This is a genomic window from Streptomyces sp. SAS_270 (genome assembly GCF_052543295.1).
In genome coordinates this window covers 73,246-89,956 of record NZ_JBMNDS010000039.1, presented here as the reverse complement: position 1 = coordinate 89,956, position 16,711 = coordinate 73,246, and the positions used below count along the sequence as shown (strand labels likewise).

Here is a 16,711-nt window from a genome sequence, read left to right as displayed (position 1 = left end):
CCTCATGGTTCCGGCCACCCCGGCGGTTTTCTGCGGGCCTCGTGGGTCTCCTGGGTACCGGAACGCCGGAGGGCCCGCAGCAACGCCTGCTGCGGGCCCTCCGGCGTTTTCGTAACTCTGCGGACGTCGAGCCCCGACTAGGCCTCGTCGCGGCGCAGCGACGGCTTGAGGTCCTTCAGACGGCCCAGCAGGCCGTTCACGAACGAGGGTGAGTCGTCCGTGGAGAACTCCTTCGCCAGCTGCACCGCCTCGTCGAGCACCACCGCGTCCGGGGTCTCGTCGACCCAGATCAGCTCGTAGGCACCGAGGCGCAGGATGTTGCGGTCGACGACCGGCATCCTGTCCATCGTCCAGCCGACGGCGTACTGCGCGATGAGGTCGTCGATCCGGCGCACCTTGGTGGCGTACCCCTCGACCAGCTGCATCGTGTACTCGCTCACCGGCGGCTGCCGGGTGTCGGACCGGGAGTGCCGGATCCAGTCCGCGAGGACCGTCAGGACGTCCACGCCGCGCTGGTCGCCCTCGAAGAGGATCTGGAAGGCGCGCTTGCGGGCCGTGTTGCGGGCAGCCACGGTTAGCTGTTCACCCGGCCGAGGTAGTCGCTCGTACGGGTGTCGACCTTGATCTTCTCACCGGTGGTGATGAAGAGCGGCACCTGGATCTGGTGGCCGGTCTCCAGGGTGGCGGGCTTGGTGCCCCCGGTGGAGCGGTCGCCCTGGACGCCCGGCTCGGTCTCCTGGATGACGAGCTCGACGGCGGCCGGCAGCTCGACGAAGAGCACCTCGCCCTCGTGCTGCGCGACGGTGGCCGTGAAGCCCTCGATCAGGAAGTTGGCGGCGTCGCCGACGGACTTGCGGTCGACCATCAGCTGGTCGTACGTGTCCATGTCCATGAAGACGAAGTACTCGCCGTCCATGTACGAGAACTGCATGTCGCGCTTGTCGATCGTGGCCGTCTCGACCTTGACGCCGGCGTTGAACGTCTTGTCGACGACCTTGCCGGAGAGCACGTTCTTCAGCTTGGTGCGCACGAAGGCCGGGCCCTTGCCGGGCTTGACGTGCTGGAACTCGACGACGGACCAGAGCTGGCCCCCGTCGAGCTTGAGCACCAGGCCGTTCTTGAGGTCGTTCGTGGAAGCCACGGTTGCGGAATCTCCTGGACTGACGTGGACGACCCCGGCGCACCGCGCGTAGCTCGGAAAGCTACAGCGCGAGCAGTTCCTTGGTCGTGATGGTGAGTAGCTCGGGTCCGCCATCCGCCTCGGGGCGGACGACGAGCGTGTCATCGATCCGGACGCCGCCCCGGCCCGGGATGTGAACCCCCGGTTCGACGGTGACCGGCACGCAAGCGTCCAGTTTACCCATGGCCGCGGGGGCGAGCTGCGGCTCCTCGTCGATTTCGAGCCCGACACCGTGCCCCGTCAGCGGAGGGAGGCCTTCCATGTACCCCGCGGAGTCGAGGACCTGGCGGGCGGCGCGGTCCACGTCACGGTAGGCGGCGCCCGGGGCCAACGCCTCGCGTCCGGCGCGCTGGGCGGCGAAGACGAGGTCGTACAGCTCGATCTGCCAGTCGGCGGGAGAGGTGCCGATGACGAACGTACGGCCGATCTCGCAGCGGTAGCCGCGGTAGGTGGCCCCGAGGCAGACGGAGAGGAAATCTCCCTCCTCCACGCGCCGGTCGGTGGGCCGGTGGCCGCGCCGCCCCGAGTTCGGGCCGGTGCCGACGGAGGTCGCGAAGGCCGGACCGTCGGCTCCGTGGTCGACGAGGCGTCGCTCCAGCTCCAGCGCGAGATGGCGTTCGGTGCGGCCGACCAGGATGGATTCGAGCAGTTCGCCCAGCGCCTGGTCGGCGATCTCGGCGCCGATCCGCAGACAGGCGATCTCCTCCTCGCCCTTGACGACCCTCAGCTGCTCGACCGCACCGCCGAGGTCGCCCAGTCGCAGCCGGGGTGCCACCGAACCGATGGCCCGGTGCCGGGTCACGGTCAGGTGGTGCTCCTCGACGGCGAGGGACTCGGCGCCCCTGGCCGCGGCGACATCGGCGGCGGCGACGGCCGGGTCGCCACCGGGGCCCGGCAGCACCTGCACGCGCAGCGCCTCGTCGGGTCTGCCGTCCTCGGCCTCGCCGCTGGGCGGGCGCGAGCAGAACAGCAGGTCTTCACCCCTGCTCAGCAGGAGCACGGCGCCGTGCGGCGCCGCTCCCGCGAGATACCGCACATTGGCCGGGCGGGTGACCAGCGCCGTCGCGCTGCCACCTGCCGTACAGCGCTCCTTCAGCCGCTCCCGGCGGGCCGCGTAGACCTCTGACATGACCCGAGCCTACGAGCGGTGGCCGGATATCGCCGGTTCAGAGGGGCCGACCGGGGTGGGGCGGGCGCCCCCGGGTCACGGCCTCACCACTGGGGCGGGCTCGCGATGGAGCGGGCGAGCACGTCGTCCAGGACCCGGGCGGTGGCCGGAACGTCGAGCTGGGAGTTGTCGATGATGGGAAGTCCCGAGCCGTACCACCCGGCCATCCGGCCGTGGATGCGGGCGACTTCCTCGTCGGTGAGGCGGCGGTTGCCGGAGCGCTCGGCGTTGCGCTCCAGGACGATTTCCAGCCCGGGCAGCAGGACGACGGGCAGCAGTCCCGGACCCACATGCCGTTTCCAGCCACCGAGGCCGACGACCGGACGGTCCGGGAAGACCGCGTCGTCGAGGATGCAGGAGATGCCGTTGGCCAGGAAGTTCCGTGCGGCGAAGCCGCAGGTGCGGCGGGCGAGACGATACTGCGCCTCCGAATGGTCGTTCCATCCGGACTGCGGGTCGGCGAACCCGGAGCGCACCCATTCGCGTACGTCGTCGAGGCTGATGTGGGCGGTGGGCACCCGGCGGTGGCCCGCCCAGTACTTGGCGACGCTCGTCTTGCCGGCGCCGGCGGGGCCGATGAGCAGAACCGCGAGCGGGGCGGACGTCAGATCCGGCGCCGGACTCGGCAGGGGGACGGGGTTGCCCGGCGGCAGTTGCACATGGCCCGTGGTGTCCGGTGTCGGCGGGACGGGCGCGTGGTGCTGGGGCGCGTGCTGCGAAGCGTGCGTCTGAGGCGCCGAGGGGCCCTGCGGCGGGCCGGTGAAACCGGGGGCAGGCGGGGTCATGGGTGCCGCGCCCGGGTGTCCCGGGTGCTGCGCGGCCGGCGACCAGCCGGCCGCGGGGCCCTGCCCCGGCTGGTGGGGCGGCGGCAGCGGAGCCCCCACTGCGTGCTGCATCCGGTGCCACTCCGTCTCGTGTCCTGGCGCGTTCGCCTCCGGGGCGCTCAAGTCGCCTGCGGCGGGGCCCGAACCCCGTTCCCTACCGAACGGTACCGTCCCGGGCCGCCGTTGTGTGAACGGCCCGGGACGGCGCGAAGTGCCCGTGGGCGCAGGCGAATCGGACGAAGTGCACCCGAAGGGTAGCTACTCGCCCACTTCGCCGTACGCGGCGAGGAGGACGGCCGGGTCGGGGCCCTCCAGGACCGTCGGCTTGGCGAGTCCGTCGAGGACGATGAAGCGCAGCAGGTCGCCGCGGGACTTCTTGTCGACCTTCATGTTCTCCACGAGCTTGGGCCACTGGTCGTAGCGGTAGCTCAGGGGGAGGCCGACCGACTCCAGGACGGTGCGGTGGCGGTCGGCGGTCGCGTCGTCCAGCCGGCCCGCGAGACGGCCGAGTTCGGCGGCGAAGTGCATGCCGACCGAGACGGCCGCGCCGTGCCGCCACTTGTAGCGCTCGTTCTTCTCGATGGCGTGCGCGAGGGTGTGCCCGTAGTTGAGGATCTCGCGCAGGCCGGACTCCTTGAGGTCACCGGAGACGACCTCGGCCTTGACCTTGATGGACCGCTCGATCAGCTCGGCGGTGTGCGGGCCCGCCGGGGTGCGGGCCGCCTCCGGGTCGGCCTCGATCAGCTCCAGGATCACCGGGTCGGCGATGAACCCGGCCTTGATGATCTCGGCCAGCCCGGACACGTAGTCGTTGACCGGCAGCGAGTCCAGCGCGGCGAGATCGCAGAGCACGCCCGCGGGCGGGTGGAAGGCGCCGACGAGGTTCTTGCCCTCGGCGGTGTTGATGCCGGTCTTGCCGCCGACCGCCGCGTCCACCATGGCGAGCACGGTGGTGGGGACGGCGATCCAGCGCACCCCGCGCAGCCAGGTCGCCGCCACGAACCCGGCCAGGTCGGTGGTGGCACCGCCGCCGACACCGACGATGACGTCGGTGCGGGTGAAGCCGGACTGGCCGAGAGCCTTCCAGCAGTAGGCGGCGACCTCGGCGGTCTTGGCCTCCTCGGCGTTCGGCACCTGGATGGCGACGGTCTCGAAGCCCTGCCCGCCCAGATCCGCGGCGAGCGCCTCACCGGTGTCGGCGAGCGCCTCGGGGTGGATGACCGCGACGCGCTTGGCCTTCTCGCCGATCAGTCCACCGAGTTCGCCCAGGAGCTGCCGGCCGACCAGGACCTCGTACGGCTCGGTGCCCGCCGTGCCGCCGACCTGGATCCTTGTCACCTGCTGCTCGGTCATGCTTCCTTCAACTCCAGTGCGTCGAGGACCGCTTGGGCGACCTCTTCGGGGGTACGGCCGTCGGTCGCCACGACCGCGCGGGCGACGTCGGTGTACAGATGGCGGCGGGCCTCCATCAGCTCGCGCCACTGCCTGCGCGGGTTGACGGCCAGCAGCGGACGGGCGGCGTTCAGGCCGGTGCGCTGGACCGCCTCCTCGACCTCCATCGAGAGGTAGACCACCTGGTGTCCGGCGAGCGCGGCGCGCGTCTCCTCGTCGAGGATCGCGCCGCCGCCCAGCGCCAGGACGCCGTCGTGCTCGGCGAGCGCCCGGTGCACCGCCCGCTTCTCGACGGCGCGGAAGGCGGCCTCGCCCTCCTCGACGAAGATGTCGGCGATGGTGCGGCCCTCGGCGGCCACGATGTCCTCGTCCGTGTCCCGGTAGGCGCGGCCGAGCCGCTCGGCGACCAGGGCGCCCACCGTGGACTTGCCGACGCCCATGGGGCCGACCAGGACGAGCAGGGGGCCGGCGTTCACCGGATGGCCAGGTTCTCGAGGTACGAGCGCACGTTGCGGCGCGTCTCGGGCACGCTGTCGCCGCCGAACTTCTCCGCCACCGCGTCCGCGAGGACGAGGGCCACCATGGCCTCGGCGACGATGCCGGCGGCCGGGACCGCGCACACGTCGGAGCGCTGGTGGTGGGCCTTGGCGGCCTCGCCGGTGGCGACGTCGATGGTGGCGAGCGCGCGCGGCACGGTCGCGATCGGCTTCATCGCGGCGCGCACGCGCAGCAGTTCACCGGTGGTCAGACCGCCCTCGGTGCCGCCGGAGCGGCCGGAGGTGCGCCGGATGCCGTCCTCGGTGTGGACGATCTCGTCGTGCGCCTTGGAGCCCGGCACCCGGGCGAGGTCGAAGCCGTCGCCGACCTCGACGCCCTTGATGGCCTGGATGCCCATGAGGGCGGCCGCGAGCCGGGCGTCGAGGCGCCGGTCCCAGTGCACGTGCGAGCCCAGGCCCACGGGCACGCCGTACGCCAGCACCTCGACCACACCGCCGAGGGTGTCGCCGTCCTTGTGGGCCTGGTCGATCTCCGCGACCATCGCCTTCGACGCGTCGGCGTCCAGGCAGCGCACCGGGTCGGCGTCGAGCCTCTCCACATCGGAGGGCTTGGGGTAGACGCCGTAGGGGGCCTTGGCGGACGCGAGCTCGGTCACATGGCTGACGATCTCGATGCCCGCGGTCTCCTTCAGGTACGAGCGGGCCACCGCACCGAGCGCGACCCGGGCCGCGGTCTCCCGGGCACTCGCGCGCTCCAGGATCGGCCGGGCCTCGTCGAAGCCGTACTTCTGCATGCCCGCGAGGTCGGCGTGGCCGGGGCGCGGGCGGGTCAGCGGGGCGTTGCGCGCGAGGTCGGCGAGGATCTCCGGGGCGACCGGGTCGGCCGCCATGACCTGCTCCCACTTGGGCCACTCGGTGTTGCCCACCATGATGGCGATCGGCGAGCCCATGGTCAGCCCGTGGCGCACACCGCCGAGGAAGGTGACCTCGTCGCGCTCGAACTTCATCCGGGCACCGCGACCGTAACCAAGACGACGCCTGGCCAGGTGGTCCGCCACCATCTCCGTGGTGATCGGCACGCCGGCGGGAAGACCCTCCAGCGTCGCCACGAGTGCGGGGCCGTGGGACTCCCCCGCGGTCAGCCAGCGCAACCTGCTCAACGGTGCTCCTCATGATGCTCGCGCCCTGGTACTGCGTACTGTCTTTGCGTACGCGCGTCCTCGCGTACGGCGACGGCGCGACCGGTGCGCGGCCCTGGCCCGCCATCTCTGATCCTCCCACGTCCGGGCGCCCGGCCCGGCCGGTGGTCCAACAGACGGACGGACCGGTGGCCTCAGGAAGCGGTGGAGCTGTCGTCCGGGCGCAGCGGCGGCGGAGAGGCGGGCGGCGGCACGGCACCCGGCGGCGGCGCATATGCGCCCAGATGGTCGGCGCCGCGGCCCTGTCCGCGCATGGGCCGCCCCTCGCGCAGGGCCCGCCGGTGGTCGATCCTGCGCTTGATCTTGAAGCCCCACGTCGCCAGGACCGCGACAATCAGCAGGACCAGCACGACGTGCTGCATCCAGTCCGGCAGGAACGGCAGCACCAACTGGACGATCTCGCCCTTGCCGGATGCCATGGGCACGCCCGCGCTCATCCGTGTCTCCCCCCTCGGCCCCGCCCCCTGCAAGGCCTCGGGAAATCCTAGCGAGCGGCGAGCGCGTGTTCCCCGGCTTTGCGCATGGCGTCGAGCGGAGCCGGGGTGCGGCCCGTCATCTGCTCGACCTGGAGGACGGCCTGGTGGACGAGGAGGTCGAGGCCGCTGACGACGGCTCCGCCGTACGCCGACCAGCGGGCCGCCAGGTCGGTGGGCCACGGGTCGTACAGCACGTCGAAGAGGGTGGCGGGTCGTTCGGGGACGGCCGCGGCCAGCGCGTCCGTGGCGCCCGCCGGGGTGGTGGCGATCACGAGCGGGGCGCGCAGGGCCTCCTCGGCGTCGGCCCAGTCCGCCGTACGCACCTCGATGTCGAGCCGCTCCCCCCATTGCCGCATCTCGGCCGCCCGCTCCGTGCTGCGTACGTACGCGACGACCTCACCGGTGCAGATCCGGGCGAGGGCGGCCAGCGCCGAGGACGCGGTGGCGCCCGCTCCGAGGATGGCGGCGGAGTCGACCTGCTCGATCCCATGCTCGCGCAGGGCGGCGACAATGCCGGGGATGTCGGTGTTGTCGCCGAACCGTCGGCCGTCGTCGGTGAACACGACGGTGTTGACCGCCTCGACGGAGGACGCCGTCTCACTGATCTCGTCGAGCAGTGGGATCACGGCCCGCTTGAGGGGCATGGTCAGCGACAGCCCCGCCCACTCGCTGCCCAGCTTGCCGAAGAACCCGGGCAGCGCCTCCTCGTCGACCTCGAAGCGGTCGTACGACCACTCGCCGAGCCCGAGCGCCTTGTACGCGGCGCGGTGCAGCACCGGGGAGAGGGAGTGGGCGATGGGCGAGCCGAGTACGGCCGCCCGGCTCTTGGCGTCGCTCCTGCTCATTGACCCTTCTGTTCCTCGAGGTACTTCTCGCGGTTGCGGTTCTGCTCTTCGTTGGTCTCGGCGAACAGCGTCTTGGTCGCGCTGACGGAGACGAAGTAGTACCAGTTGCCCTTGGCCGGTTTGAGAGCGGCCTTGATCGCCACTTCACCGGGATTGCTGATCGGCCCGGGGGGCAGGCCCTTGATCTTGTACGTGTTGTACGGGTCCTTGATCTTCCGCAACTCGTCGACCGAGCCGGTCGCCAGTTTGGATTCGCCCTTCAGGTAGTTCACCGTCGAGTCGAAGTCGAGGAGGCCGTAGGTCTCCGTGTTGTTCGGCTTCAGACGGTTGTAGACCACCCTCGCGACCTTCTCGAAGTCGCTCTTGGACCTTCCTTCGGCCTGGACGAGGCTCGCCACGGTCAGTACCTGCAGCGGATTCTCCAGACCCAGGCTCTTGGCCTTTGCCTGAATGCCGAACGCGGCGTATTTCTGCTTGGCCTGGTCGACCATTTCCTTCAGGACTTCCTTGGGCTTCATGCCCTTGGCGACCGGATAGGTCGACGGGTAAAGGAAACCTTCCAGCGGGTCCTTGATGTCCTTGCCGCTGTTCGCCCAGTCCGGAAGTCCGAGGGTCGGCCATTCCTTCTTGGCGACGCCTTCGGTGGTTCCCTTGTCGAGGTCGAGACGCTTGTCGATCGACGCGTAGACGTCCTTGTTGCGCTTGCCTTCGGCGACGGTCAGGTTGTTCTTGCTCTTGGGGCTGAGCATCAGCGCGACGGCGCTTTCTCCGGACATTTGCTTGTTCAGAAGGTACGTGCCCGCCTGAATGGTCTTGCCCTGGGGGTTCTTGTCCTGTGCGGCCACGAAGGCGTCGACGCTCTTGACGACGTCTTTCTTCTTCAGTTCCTGGCCGATGGCATAACCGAGCGCACCCTTGGGAATGGTGACGGTCACCTTTTCGCTCGTGCCGTCGCCCGCGTAGTCGGGCGCCGCGCCGAAACGATTTTGGTAGAAGTGGTAGCCGAAGTAGCCGACGCCGCCGAGACCGCCTCCGAAGACCAGCACGACCACCAGGCAGGCACATCCGCTGCGCCGCTTTTTGCCCTTGCCCTTGCCCTTGCCCTTGCCCTTGCCGCCCCGGCCCTTGCGACCGCGGCCGCCGCTCTTCGGGTCGTCGTCATCGTCATCGTCGTCATCGTCGTCGCCGGCGAAGAACGCGTGCTCGCCCTGGTCGGGGCCGGGATCCCAGTCCGTCTCGGGCTCGGGCTCGGCGCGCCGACGGGCGGGCGGCTCCGGCGGCGGATAGGCGTCGGGGGTGCCGTAGTAGTCGGGCTGCTCGCCGTTGTACGCGGCGGGCCGGCCGCCGTACGGGTCGACCGGGTCGGCGGGGTACGGGACCTGCTGGTGCGCTCCGGTGTCCCAGCCGCCGTTGTTGTACTGCTGCTGGTCCTGCCCCGGGTACTGCTGCCCCTGGCCGGGGTACTGCGGCTGCCCCTGGCCGGGATATTGCTGCTGACCCTGGTCGCCGTACTGCTGGTACTGCTGGTATTGCTGCTGCCCCTGACCGTCGTACTGCGGGTGCCCCTGGTCGCCGTACTGCTGCTGCCCCTGGGGGTAGTGCGCCTGCTGGCCCGTGCCCCAGTCCCCGTACTGGGACTGCTGCGGCTGCTGCGGGTGCTGCTGATGCTGCGGCTGCTGCGGGTGCTGCTGCTGGCCGCCGTAGGACTGGCCGTTGTCGGCCTGCCCCGTCCATCCGACGTCCCCGAACAACGGGTCCTCCGGATGCCACGGTTCGGAGCCTGGGCCCCGGCCATACTCAGTCATCGATCCCCTAGAGCCGCGAGGCGGTGGCTGCTGGCGCTGGTGGCACGGCTCCCGGCCGCCTCTTTTGCTGTGCGGCGACTGTTCGAACGCCGCCACATCGCGCGGAACGTTACCGTATCGCGATCAGATGACCACTTCGACGCCCTCGCCGGGTGCTTTGCCTGACGCCCGTTCGGACTCCAGCGCCTGCTGCAGGATGATGACCGCGGCCGCCTGATCGATGACTGACCTGCCCTTTTTGGACTTCACACCCGAGGCGCGCAGCCCCTGACTGGCCGTCACTGTGGTCATCCTCTCGTCGAGGAGCCGCACCGCGACCGGGGCGATCATACGGGCCAGCTCCTGTGTGAAGGCGCGGACCTTGACGGCGGCCGGGCCCTCGCCCCCCTTGAGGGAGCGAGGGAGACCGACGACGACCTCGATCGGCTCGTACTCGTCGACGAGTTGCTTCAGCCGCCGCTGGGCGGCCGGGACATCGCGCCCCGGAACCGTCTCGACCGGAGTCGCGAGGATCCCGTCGGGGTCGCACGAGGCGACCCCGATACGGGCGTCCCCGACGTCGATGGCGAGACGGCGTCCGCGGCGCATGACGCTTCCTTCTGCGGTCACTTGGCCGTCTCGGCAACCAGGCGCTCGACCGCGTCGGCGGCCTCGCCGATGGCGGCCGGGTTCTGGCCGCCGCCCTGGGCGACGTCCGGCTTGCCGCCACCGCCGCCGCCGAGGGTCTTGGCGGCCGTACGGACCAGCTCGCCGGCCTTGAGGCCGCGCTCGCGGGCGGCCTCGTTGGTGGCGATGACCGTCAGCGGCTTGCCGCCCACCGTGGTGAACAGGGCGACCACGGCGGCGCGTCCGCCCTGGATGCGGCCGCGCACGTCGAGAACCAGCTTGCGCAGGTCGTCGGCGGTGGTGCCGTCCGGGACCTGGCCGGTGACCAGGGCGACGCCGTGCACGTCCTTGGCGGAGTCGACGAGACCGGCGGCGGCCTGGAGGACCTTCTCCGCGCGGAACTTCTCGATCTCCTTCTCGGCATCCTTGAGCTTGCCGAGCATGGCGGAGATCTTCTCCGGGAGCTCCTCGGGGCGGCCCTTGACCAGCTCCTGGAGCTGGGCGACCACCGTGTGCTCACGGGCGAGGAAGTTGTACGCGTCGACGCCGACGAGGGCCTCGATGCGGCGTACGCCGGAGCCGATGGACGACTCGCCGAGCAGCTTGACCAGGCCGAGCTGGGCGGTGTTGTGCACATGCGTGCCGCCGCACAGCTCCTTGGAGAAGTCGCCGATGGTGACGACGCGGACGCGCTCACCGTACTTCTCGCCGAACTCGGCGATGGCGCCCTGCTTCTTGGCCTCGTCGAGGCTGAGGATCTCGGCGTGCACGTCCAGGTCGCGGGCGAGCACCTCGTTGATCTTCTGCTCGACGTCGGTCATCACGGCCGTCGGAACGGCGGACGGGGAGCCGAAGTCGAAGCGGAAGCGGCCGGGCTGGTTCTCGGAACCGGCCTGGGCGGCCGTCGGGCCGAGGGCGTCGCGCAGGGCCTGGTGCGTGAGGTGCGTGGCCGAGTGGGCGCGGGCGATGGCCTTGCGGCGGCGTACGTCGATGACGGCCTGCGCCAAGGCGCCGACGGTCACCTCGCCGACCTGGACGACGCCCTTGTGGACGTACACACCGGGGACCGGCTTCTGACAGTCGCGGATCTCGATGACGGCGCCGGAGTCGACCTTGATACGGCCGGTGTCGCCGATCTGGCCGCCGCCCTCGGCGTAGAACGGGGTGCGGTCGAGGACGATCTCGACCTCGTCGCCCTCGGTGGCGGCGGGCGAGGAGACGCCGTCGACGAGGATGCCGACGATCTTCGACTCACCCTCGGTGCGGTCGTAGCCGACGAACTCGGTCTCTCCGGCGGCGTCGGCGATCTGGCGGTAGGCGCCGAGGTCGGCGTGGCCGGTCTTCTTGGCGCGGGCATCGGCCTTGGCCTGGTCCCGCTGGGCCTTCATCAGGCGGCGGAAGCCGTCCTCGTCCACGGAAAGGCCCTGTTCGGCGGCCATTTCGAGGGTGAGGTCGATGGGGAAGCCCCAGGTGTCGTGGAGCAGGAAGGCCTTGTCGCCGGCGAGGACCTTGCCGCCGGACTCCTTGGTGTCGCTGATGGCGGTGTCGAGGATGTTCGTGCCGGCCTTCAGCGTCTTGAGGAAGGCGGCCTCCTCGGCGAGGGCCACGGTCTCGATGCGCTTGCGGTCGGTCACGAGCTCCGGGTACTGCTGGCCCATCATCGCGATCACGACGTCGATGAGGTCCTGGACGACCGGGCCGGTGGCGCCGAGCAGGCGCATGTTGCGGATGGCGCGGCGCATGATGCGGCGCAGCACGTAGCCGCGGCCCTCGTTGCCGGGGCTCACGCCGTCACCGATGAGCATCACGGACGTGCGCATGTGGTCGGTGACCACGCGCAGCGAGACATCCGACTCGTGGGCGGCGCCGTACTGCACACCCGTCAGCTCGGTGGCCTTCTTGATGACGGCCATGGAGGTGTCGATCTCGTACATGTTCTGCACGCCCTGCAGAATCATGGCGAGGCGTTCCATGCCGAGGCCGGTGTCGATGTTCTTGCTGGGCAGGTCGCCGAGGATCTCGAAGTCCTCCTTCGAGGTGCCCTCGCCGCGCTCGTACTGCATGAAGACCAGGTTCCAGATCTCCACGTACCGCTCGTCGTTGACGGCGGGGCCGCCCTCGACACCGAACTCGGGGCCGCGGTCGTAGTTGATCTCGGAACACGGGCCGCAGGGTCCGGGGACGCCCATGGACCAGTAGTTGTCCTTCTTGCCGAGGCGCTGGATGCGCTCGGCCGGGACACCGATCTTGTCGCGCCAGATGGTCTCGGCCTCGTCGTCGTCGAGGTAGACCGTGATCCACAGACGCTCGGGGTCGAGCCCGTAACCACCCTTGTCCTGGGGCGAGGTGAGCAGCTCCCAGGCGTAGGTGATGGCGCCTTCCTTGAAGTAGTCGCCGAAGGAGAAGTTGCCGCACATCTGGAAGAACGTGCCGTGACGGGTGGTCTTGCCGACCTCTTCGATGTCGGGCGTGCGCACGCACTTCTGCACGCTGGTGGCGCGCGACCACGGCGGCTTGACCTCGCCGAGGAAGTACGGCTTGAAGGGGACCATGCCCGCGGGGACGAGGAGCAGAGTCGGGTCGTCCGCGATGAGCGACGCCGAGGGGACGACGGTGTGACCGCGCTCCTCGTAGAAGCTCAACCAGCGGCGGCGGATTTCAGCCGACTCCATCAGTGGTCCTCATTCCGGTTGTACGAGTACGTCGTGTTCTCGATGTACTTGATCTGCTTGTTCTGCTTGCTGCTCTGGTTGTTCTTGTCGTTGGCGATCGCGGTGAGGCGTCGCTGTGCGGGGAGTTCGGGGTCCGCGTTCAGGCCCAGCGCCTCGTCGAGTTCGGCCTCCCGCTGGGCCATGCCGTCGCGGACGTCGAGCGCGAAGTCCTTGAGCCGGTGCCCCGCGTCGATCGCCTTGTTGGCGGCCTGGGCCGCGAGGCTCTCGGGGGTCAGCTGCTTGAGCTTGCGGTTGACTTTGGTGGTGGCCCACACGCCGGCGGCTGCGCCCGCGGTGAACCAGAACGTACGGCGGAACATCGCTGCGTCAGTCCTTCTTCCGCTTTCCCCGTCGTGCGGACGGGACGGTGCGGCCCACGATCACGGTGCGCCGGGGGGCCTTGTCGGGCACATTGTCACGGCGGACGCCGATGGCCCGGCGGACGCCGTAGCCGAACGCCGCCACCTTCACCAGCGGGCCGCCGAAGGTGGAGGCGACGGTCGAGGAGAGCGCCGACGCGTTCGACGTGACCTCCTGGACGTCCGATGCGATGGCGTCGACCCGGTCGATCTGGGTCTGCGCGGAGCGCACTGCGGCGGAGGCGTCGGCCAGCAGCGGGACGGCCTGGTCGGTCACGTCCGCCACGAGCTTGGTGGTCGCCCTGAGCGTCTGGGCCAGCCTCACCAGCGCGACGGCGAGGAAGGAGACCAGGATCGCCCAGAAGACGGCCACCAGGATCCCGGCCACCTCTCCACCGGACACTGTGCACCCGCTCCCTTGATCACCTGCAGTCGACGAATGACCTGCAGTCAACATCGGAACCCGAAAAAATCAGTCCCCCGAGCCTATCGCGCCGGGGCCGCCGCGCTGTACCGCATTACCGCCCGCCCGTACAGGAGTTGCGCGAAGCGATTGTACGGACCGCTTACGGGTCAGTACGCTCCGTGTTCCATGCAGGGTTCTCAGCGCACCGGCGGTCCGACGCTCGGCAATCTCCCGTTGGAGCTCGACGCGTTCGTGGGGCGCTCGGCCGAACTCGCGGGGCTCGGCCGGGCACTGGGGGCGGGCCGCCTGGTGACGGTGACGGGCATGGGCGGGATCGGCAAGTCGCGGCTGGCCGCGCACGCGGCGGCGCGGACCGGCGCCCGCGACGGGGTGTGGCGGGTGGAGCTCGCCTCGGTGCACGACCCGGATCTCGTCGAGTACGCGCTGGTCGAGGCGCTGGGGCTGACGGACCACACGGCGCGGCCACCGCGCCAGGTGCTGCTCGACCATCTCGCCGGTCTTCAACTCCTGCTGGTGCTCGACGGGTTCGAGCATCTCGTGGACGCATGCGCCGCACTCGTGGGCGAGCTGCTGCGCGGGGTGCCAGGTCTTCGAGTGTTGGCGGTGGGCCGCAGGCCGCTGGACGTCGAGGGCGAGCGGCTCTTCCCGCTGGCGCCGCTGAGCGAGCCGGAGGCTGTGGAACTGTTCGCGCAGCGCGCGGCGGCGGGGGTGCCCGGGTTCGCGCTGGACAAGGGCAACCGGGCGGACGTGCTGGAGCTGTGCCGGCGACTGGACGGAATCCCGCTCGCCGTCGAGCTGGCGGCGGGCAGGCTGCGGGTCCTCTCCCCCGCACAGCTGCTGGCCCGGCTCGGCGACCGGTTCCGGCTGCTGGCCGGTGCCGGGCGGGACATGCTGCCGCGCCATCGGACGCTGCGCACGGCGATCGGCTGGAGCCATGAGCTGTGCACGCCCCAGGAGCGGCTGCTCTGGTCGCGGCTCACGGTGTTCGTCGGGCCGTTCGACCTGGAGTCCGCCGAGTACGTGTGCAGTGGCGACGGTCTGCAGGCCGACGAGATCCTCGACGTGCTCGGCGCCCTCCTCGCCCAGTCCGTGCTGTCCCGAGAGGAGACGGCCGCGGGTGTGCGCTACCGGATGCTGGACACGGTCCGGGCCTACGGCTTCGGCTGGCTGGAGGCGACGGGCGACGCGGCACGGCTGCGCCGGCGGCACCGCGACTGGTACGTGGGCCTGGCGACCTGGTGCGAGCTTGACTGGTTCTCGCCGCGCCAGGGCGAGGTGGCCGTACGCGTCGAGGCGGAGCTGCCGAACCTGCGCGCCGCCATGGAGTACTGCCTGACCGAGCCGGGGGAAGGGCATCTGGGCCAGTATCTGGCGGGCGGCCTGTGGTTCTACTGGGTCGGCTGCGGGCGTCTCGCGGAGGGGCGGCACTGGCTGGAGCGGAGCGTGGAGCTGCACGCGGACGACGTCGAGGACACGGAGGACGGGACGCACGGGCAGCCCCGGTTGAAGGCCCTGTGGGTGCTCGGCTATGTGGCGATCCTGCAGGGCGACCGCGTGCCCGCGCTGGCTGCGCTGCACGAGTGCCGTGAGGAGGCGGACCGCACGGGCAACGCGATCGCGGCGGCCTACGCCGAGCACCGCACCGGCTGTCTGGCCCTGGTCACGGACGACATGCCGCGTGCCGAGAGCCTGCTGCGTTCGGCGCTCGACCGCTATCACGAGATCGGCGAGCTCAACAGCAATGTGCTGATGGGGCAGGTCGAGCTGGCGATGGCCGTGGCGTTCCGGGGGGATATGCCGGGCGCGGTGAAGCTGTGCGAGGACGTCCGCCGGGTGTGCGAGGACCACGGGGAGCGCTGGGCACTGGCGTACGCGCTGTACGTCCTCGCGTACGAGGCCTGGAGCGCGGGCGATCCGGTACGGGCCCGGGGTCTTCTGGAGCAGTGCCTCGGCAGCGCCCACGCGTTTCGCGATCTGCTGGGCACGGTGCTCTCGATCGAACTCCTCGCCCTGGTCACGCAGGTACAGGGCGACTCGGCCGAGGCGGCGCTGCTGCAGGGTGCGGCGGCCCGGATGTGGCCGTCGGTCGGTCTGCCGCTGTTCGGTTCCGCGTACTACAACGCGCCGCACGAGCTGTGCGAGGCGAACGCCCGGGAGCGGCTGGGCGACGAGCGGTACGAGCAGTGCGTACGGGAAGGGGCGCTGCTCGGCCGGGACGCGGCGGTGGCCCGGGCGCTGCGGCGGGCCGGGGCGCAGCCGCTCGGTGCGCTGCCCGCGCCGCGGGGGCCGTATCCGGGGCGGGCCCCGGACACACGCGAGCCCGCCGCCTCGCCCACCCGGAAGGGCGGCGAAACGGCGGGCTGATGCGCAGGTGGTGCTACGTCCGTGAGGTGATCAGCGGGCGTAGTACTCGACGACGAGCTGCTCGTCGCAGATCACCGGGATCTCCTTGCGGTTCGGCTCGCGGTCCAGGCGGAAGGCCAGGGCGCGGAGGTTCACCTGGAGGTAGCGCGGGGTCTCGCCGTCGGGGGCGAAGCCACCCTCACGCGCGACCTGGAACAGCGGCTTCTCGCGGCTGCGCTCGCGGACCATCACGACGTCGTCGGGACGGACACGGAACGACGGCTTGTCGACCTTGCCACCGTTGACCTCGATGTGGCCGTGCACGACCATCTGGCGGGCCTGGTAGATCGTGCGGGCGATGCCCGAACGCAGAACCAGGGCGTCGAGACGACGCTCCAGCTCGATGACCAGGGCCTCACCGGTCTTGCCCTGCGTCTTGGCGGCACGCTCGTAGGCGCGGACGAGCTGGCGCTCGGACACGTCGTACTGCGCGCGCAGACGCTGCTTCTCCAGCAGACGGACCTTGTAGTCCGAGTTCTGCTTGCGGCCACGGCCGTGCTCGCCCGGCGGGTAGGGGCGGGCCTCGAAGTACTTGACGGCCTTCGGGGTCAGCGCGATGCCGAGGGCACGCGACTTCTTGACCTTGGGGCGGGGCTGATTCGCCACTTTTACTCTTTCCTTGATTTCGGCTCACCAGAGTTGAGGGAGGTCGCATCCGCAGCCTGGGAAACCCCGCGGGTCCTGACGGACCTGCCGGGCAGCCGCTCCCTGGTCTGGGCACATACGTGCAGCACGCGAGTGGCCCACCGACCTTTCCCGGATACCGGGTGGTGGTGGGCTGCCCGCGACACCTTCGACGGTGCGCGACGCTCCTGGAAT

The 16,711-nt window shown here is 70.5% G+C and carries 16 protein-coding genes; 1 reads left to right on the top strand and 15 read right to left on the bottom strand.

The genetic code is table 11. The features are described 5' to 3' along the window. Positions 1 to 137: 137 nt before the first annotated feature. The 14 genes from nusB to ACN6LB_RS24790 all read right to left on the bottom strand — a co-directional run bounded on the left by nusB (position 138) and on the right by ACN6LB_RS24790 (position 13,465). A complete protein-coding gene (gene nusB, locus ACN6LB_RS24855) occupies positions 138 to 572 on the bottom strand; it encodes a transcription antitermination factor NusB (RefSeq protein ID WP_356141818.1) in 435 nt (144 codons plus the stop codon). A gap of 2 nt (positions 573 to 574) precedes the next feature. Continuing rightward, positions 575 to 1,141 (bottom strand): elongation factor P, encoded by a 567-nt coding sequence (gene efp / locus ACN6LB_RS24850; RefSeq protein ID WP_010988257.1) that lies wholly within the window; start codon positions 1,139 to 1,141, stop codon positions 575 to 577. 61 nt (positions 1,142 to 1,202) lie between these two features. Further along, on the bottom strand, positions 1,203 to 2,309 hold the full coding sequence (locus ACN6LB_RS24845) for an aminopeptidase P family protein (RefSeq protein WP_445027836.1): 1,107 nt from the start codon (positions 2,307 to 2,309) through the stop codon (positions 1,203 to 1,205). A gap of 83 nt (positions 2,310 to 2,392) precedes the next feature. Continuing rightward, positions 2,393 to 3,244: a Pro-rich N-terminal domain-containing protein gene (locus ACN6LB_RS24840; protein WP_356141814.1), complete on the bottom strand. Its 852-nt coding sequence runs from the start codon at positions 3,242 to 3,244 to the stop codon at positions 2,393 to 2,395. Positions 3,245 to 3,430: 186 nt separating this feature from the next. Next, positions 3,431 to 4,525, bottom strand: a complete 1,095-nt coding sequence (gene aroB / locus ACN6LB_RS24835; RefSeq protein ID WP_445027835.1) for a 3-dehydroquinate synthase — start codon at positions 4,523 to 4,525, stop codon at positions 3,431 to 3,433. Further along, the gene (locus tag ACN6LB_RS24830) at positions 4,522 to 5,004 is read right to left on the bottom strand and encodes a shikimate kinase (RefSeq protein WP_445027839.1); all 483 of its coding nucleotides are present in this window, start codon (positions 5,002 to 5,004) and stop codon (positions 4,522 to 4,524) included. Before ACN6LB_RS24830 ends, aroB begins: the two co-directional genes overlap by 4 nt. 32 nt (positions 5,005 to 5,036) lie before the next feature. Then, on the bottom strand, positions 5,037 to 6,221 hold the full coding sequence (aroC, locus tag ACN6LB_RS24825) for a chorismate synthase (protein WP_445027834.1): 1,185 nt from the start codon (positions 6,219 to 6,221) through the stop codon (positions 5,037 to 5,039). A 173-nt stretch (positions 6,222 to 6,394) separates the two neighbouring features. Continuing rightward, the gene (locus ACN6LB_RS24820) at positions 6,395 to 6,697 is read right to left on the bottom strand and encodes a hypothetical protein (RefSeq protein WP_445027833.1); all 303 of its coding nucleotides are present in this window, start codon (positions 6,695 to 6,697) and stop codon (positions 6,395 to 6,397) included. 47 nt (positions 6,698 to 6,744) lie between these two features. Continuing rightward, positions 6,745 to 7,581, bottom strand: a complete 837-nt coding sequence (locus ACN6LB_RS24815; RefSeq protein ID WP_445027832.1) for a shikimate dehydrogenase — start codon at positions 7,579 to 7,581, stop codon at positions 6,745 to 6,747. After that, entirely contained in the window at positions 7,578 to 9,386 is a 1,809-nt protein-coding gene (gene mltG, locus ACN6LB_RS24810) for an endolytic transglycosylase MltG (protein ID WP_445027831.1), read from the bottom strand. The genes ACN6LB_RS24815 and mltG overlap by 4 nt, the downstream gene beginning before the upstream one ends. Positions 9,387 to 9,509: 123 nt before the next feature. After that, entirely contained in the window at positions 9,510 to 9,974 is a 465-nt protein-coding gene (ruvX, locus tag ACN6LB_RS24805; RefSeq protein WP_356141806.1) for a Holliday junction resolvase RuvX, read from the bottom strand. Between the two features lie 17 nt (positions 9,975 to 9,991). Further along, positions 9,992 to 12,664, bottom strand: a complete 2,673-nt coding sequence (gene alaS, locus ACN6LB_RS24800; RefSeq protein ID WP_445027830.1) for an alanine--tRNA ligase — start codon at positions 12,662 to 12,664, stop codon at positions 9,992 to 9,994. Continuing rightward, entirely contained in the window at positions 12,664 to 13,023 is a 360-nt protein-coding gene (locus ACN6LB_RS24795; RefSeq protein WP_445027829.1) for a DUF6167 family protein, read from the bottom strand. Before ACN6LB_RS24795 ends, alaS begins: the two co-directional genes overlap by 1 nt. Positions 13,024 to 13,030: 7 nt before the next feature. Then, on the bottom strand, positions 13,031 to 13,465 hold the full coding sequence (locus ACN6LB_RS24790; RefSeq protein ID WP_356141800.1) for a DUF948 domain-containing protein: 435 nt from the start codon (positions 13,463 to 13,465) through the stop codon (positions 13,031 to 13,033). A 189-nt stretch (positions 13,466 to 13,654) separates the two neighbouring features. Between ACN6LB_RS24790 and ACN6LB_RS24785 the strand changes: the two genes are divergently transcribed. Beyond that, the gene (locus ACN6LB_RS24785; protein ID WP_445027828.1) at positions 13,655 to 15,853 is read left to right on the top strand and encodes an ATP-binding protein; all 2,199 of its coding nucleotides are present in this window, start codon (positions 13,655 to 13,657) and stop codon (positions 15,851 to 15,853) included. Positions 15,854 to 15,883: 30 nt separating this feature from the next. Here the strand turns inward: ACN6LB_RS24785 and rpsD are convergent, their stop codons facing one another. After that, complete coding sequence (gene rpsD, locus ACN6LB_RS24780; RefSeq protein WP_445027827.1) at positions 15,884 to 16,498, bottom strand: 30S ribosomal protein S4; 615 nt, start codon at positions 16,496 to 16,498, stop codon at positions 15,884 to 15,886. Between the last annotated feature and the right edge of the window lie 213 nt (positions 16,499 to 16,711).

Coding starts and splice junctions, on each gene's coding strand:
- ACN6LB_RS24845 (WP_445027836.1), bottom strand. CDS start 2,309: ATGTCAGAGGTCTACGCGGCCCGCCGGGAGCGGCTGAAGGAGCGCTGT.
- ACN6LB_RS24840 (WP_356141814.1), bottom strand. CDS start 3,244: ATGCAGCACGCAGTGGGGGCTCCGCTGCCGCCGCCCCACCAGCCGGGG.
- aroB (WP_445027835.1), bottom strand. CDS start 4,525: ATGACCGAGCAGCAGGTGACAAGGATCCAGGTCGGCGGCACGGCGGGC.
- ACN6LB_RS24830 (WP_445027839.1), bottom strand. CDS start 5,004: ATGGGCGTCGGCAAGTCCACGGTGGGCGCCCTGGTCGCCGAGCGGCTC.
- ACN6LB_RS24820 (WP_445027833.1), bottom strand. CDS start 6,697: ATGAGCGCGGGCGTGCCCATGGCATCCGGCAAGGGCGAGATCGTCCAG.
- ACN6LB_RS24815 (WP_445027832.1), bottom strand. CDS start 7,581: ATGAGCAGGAGCGACGCCAAGAGCCGGGCGGCCGTACTCGGCTCGCCC.
- mltG (WP_445027831.1), bottom strand. CDS start 9,386: ATGACTGAGTATGGCCGGGGCCCAGGCTCCGAACCGTGGCATCCGGAG.
- ruvX (WP_356141806.1), bottom strand. CDS start 9,974: ATGCGCCGCGGACGCCGTCTCGCCATCGACGTCGGGGACGCCCGTATC.
- alaS (WP_445027830.1), bottom strand. CDS start 12,664: ATGGAGTCGGCTGAAATCCGCCGCCGCTGGTTGAGCTTCTACGAGGAG.
- ACN6LB_RS24795 (WP_445027829.1), bottom strand. CDS start 13,023: ATGTTCCGCCGTACGTTCTGGTTCACCGCGGGCGCAGCCGCCGGCGTG.
- ACN6LB_RS24785 (WP_445027828.1), top strand. CDS start 13,655: ATGCAGGGTTCTCAGCGCACCGGCGGTCCGACGCTCGGCAATCTCCCG.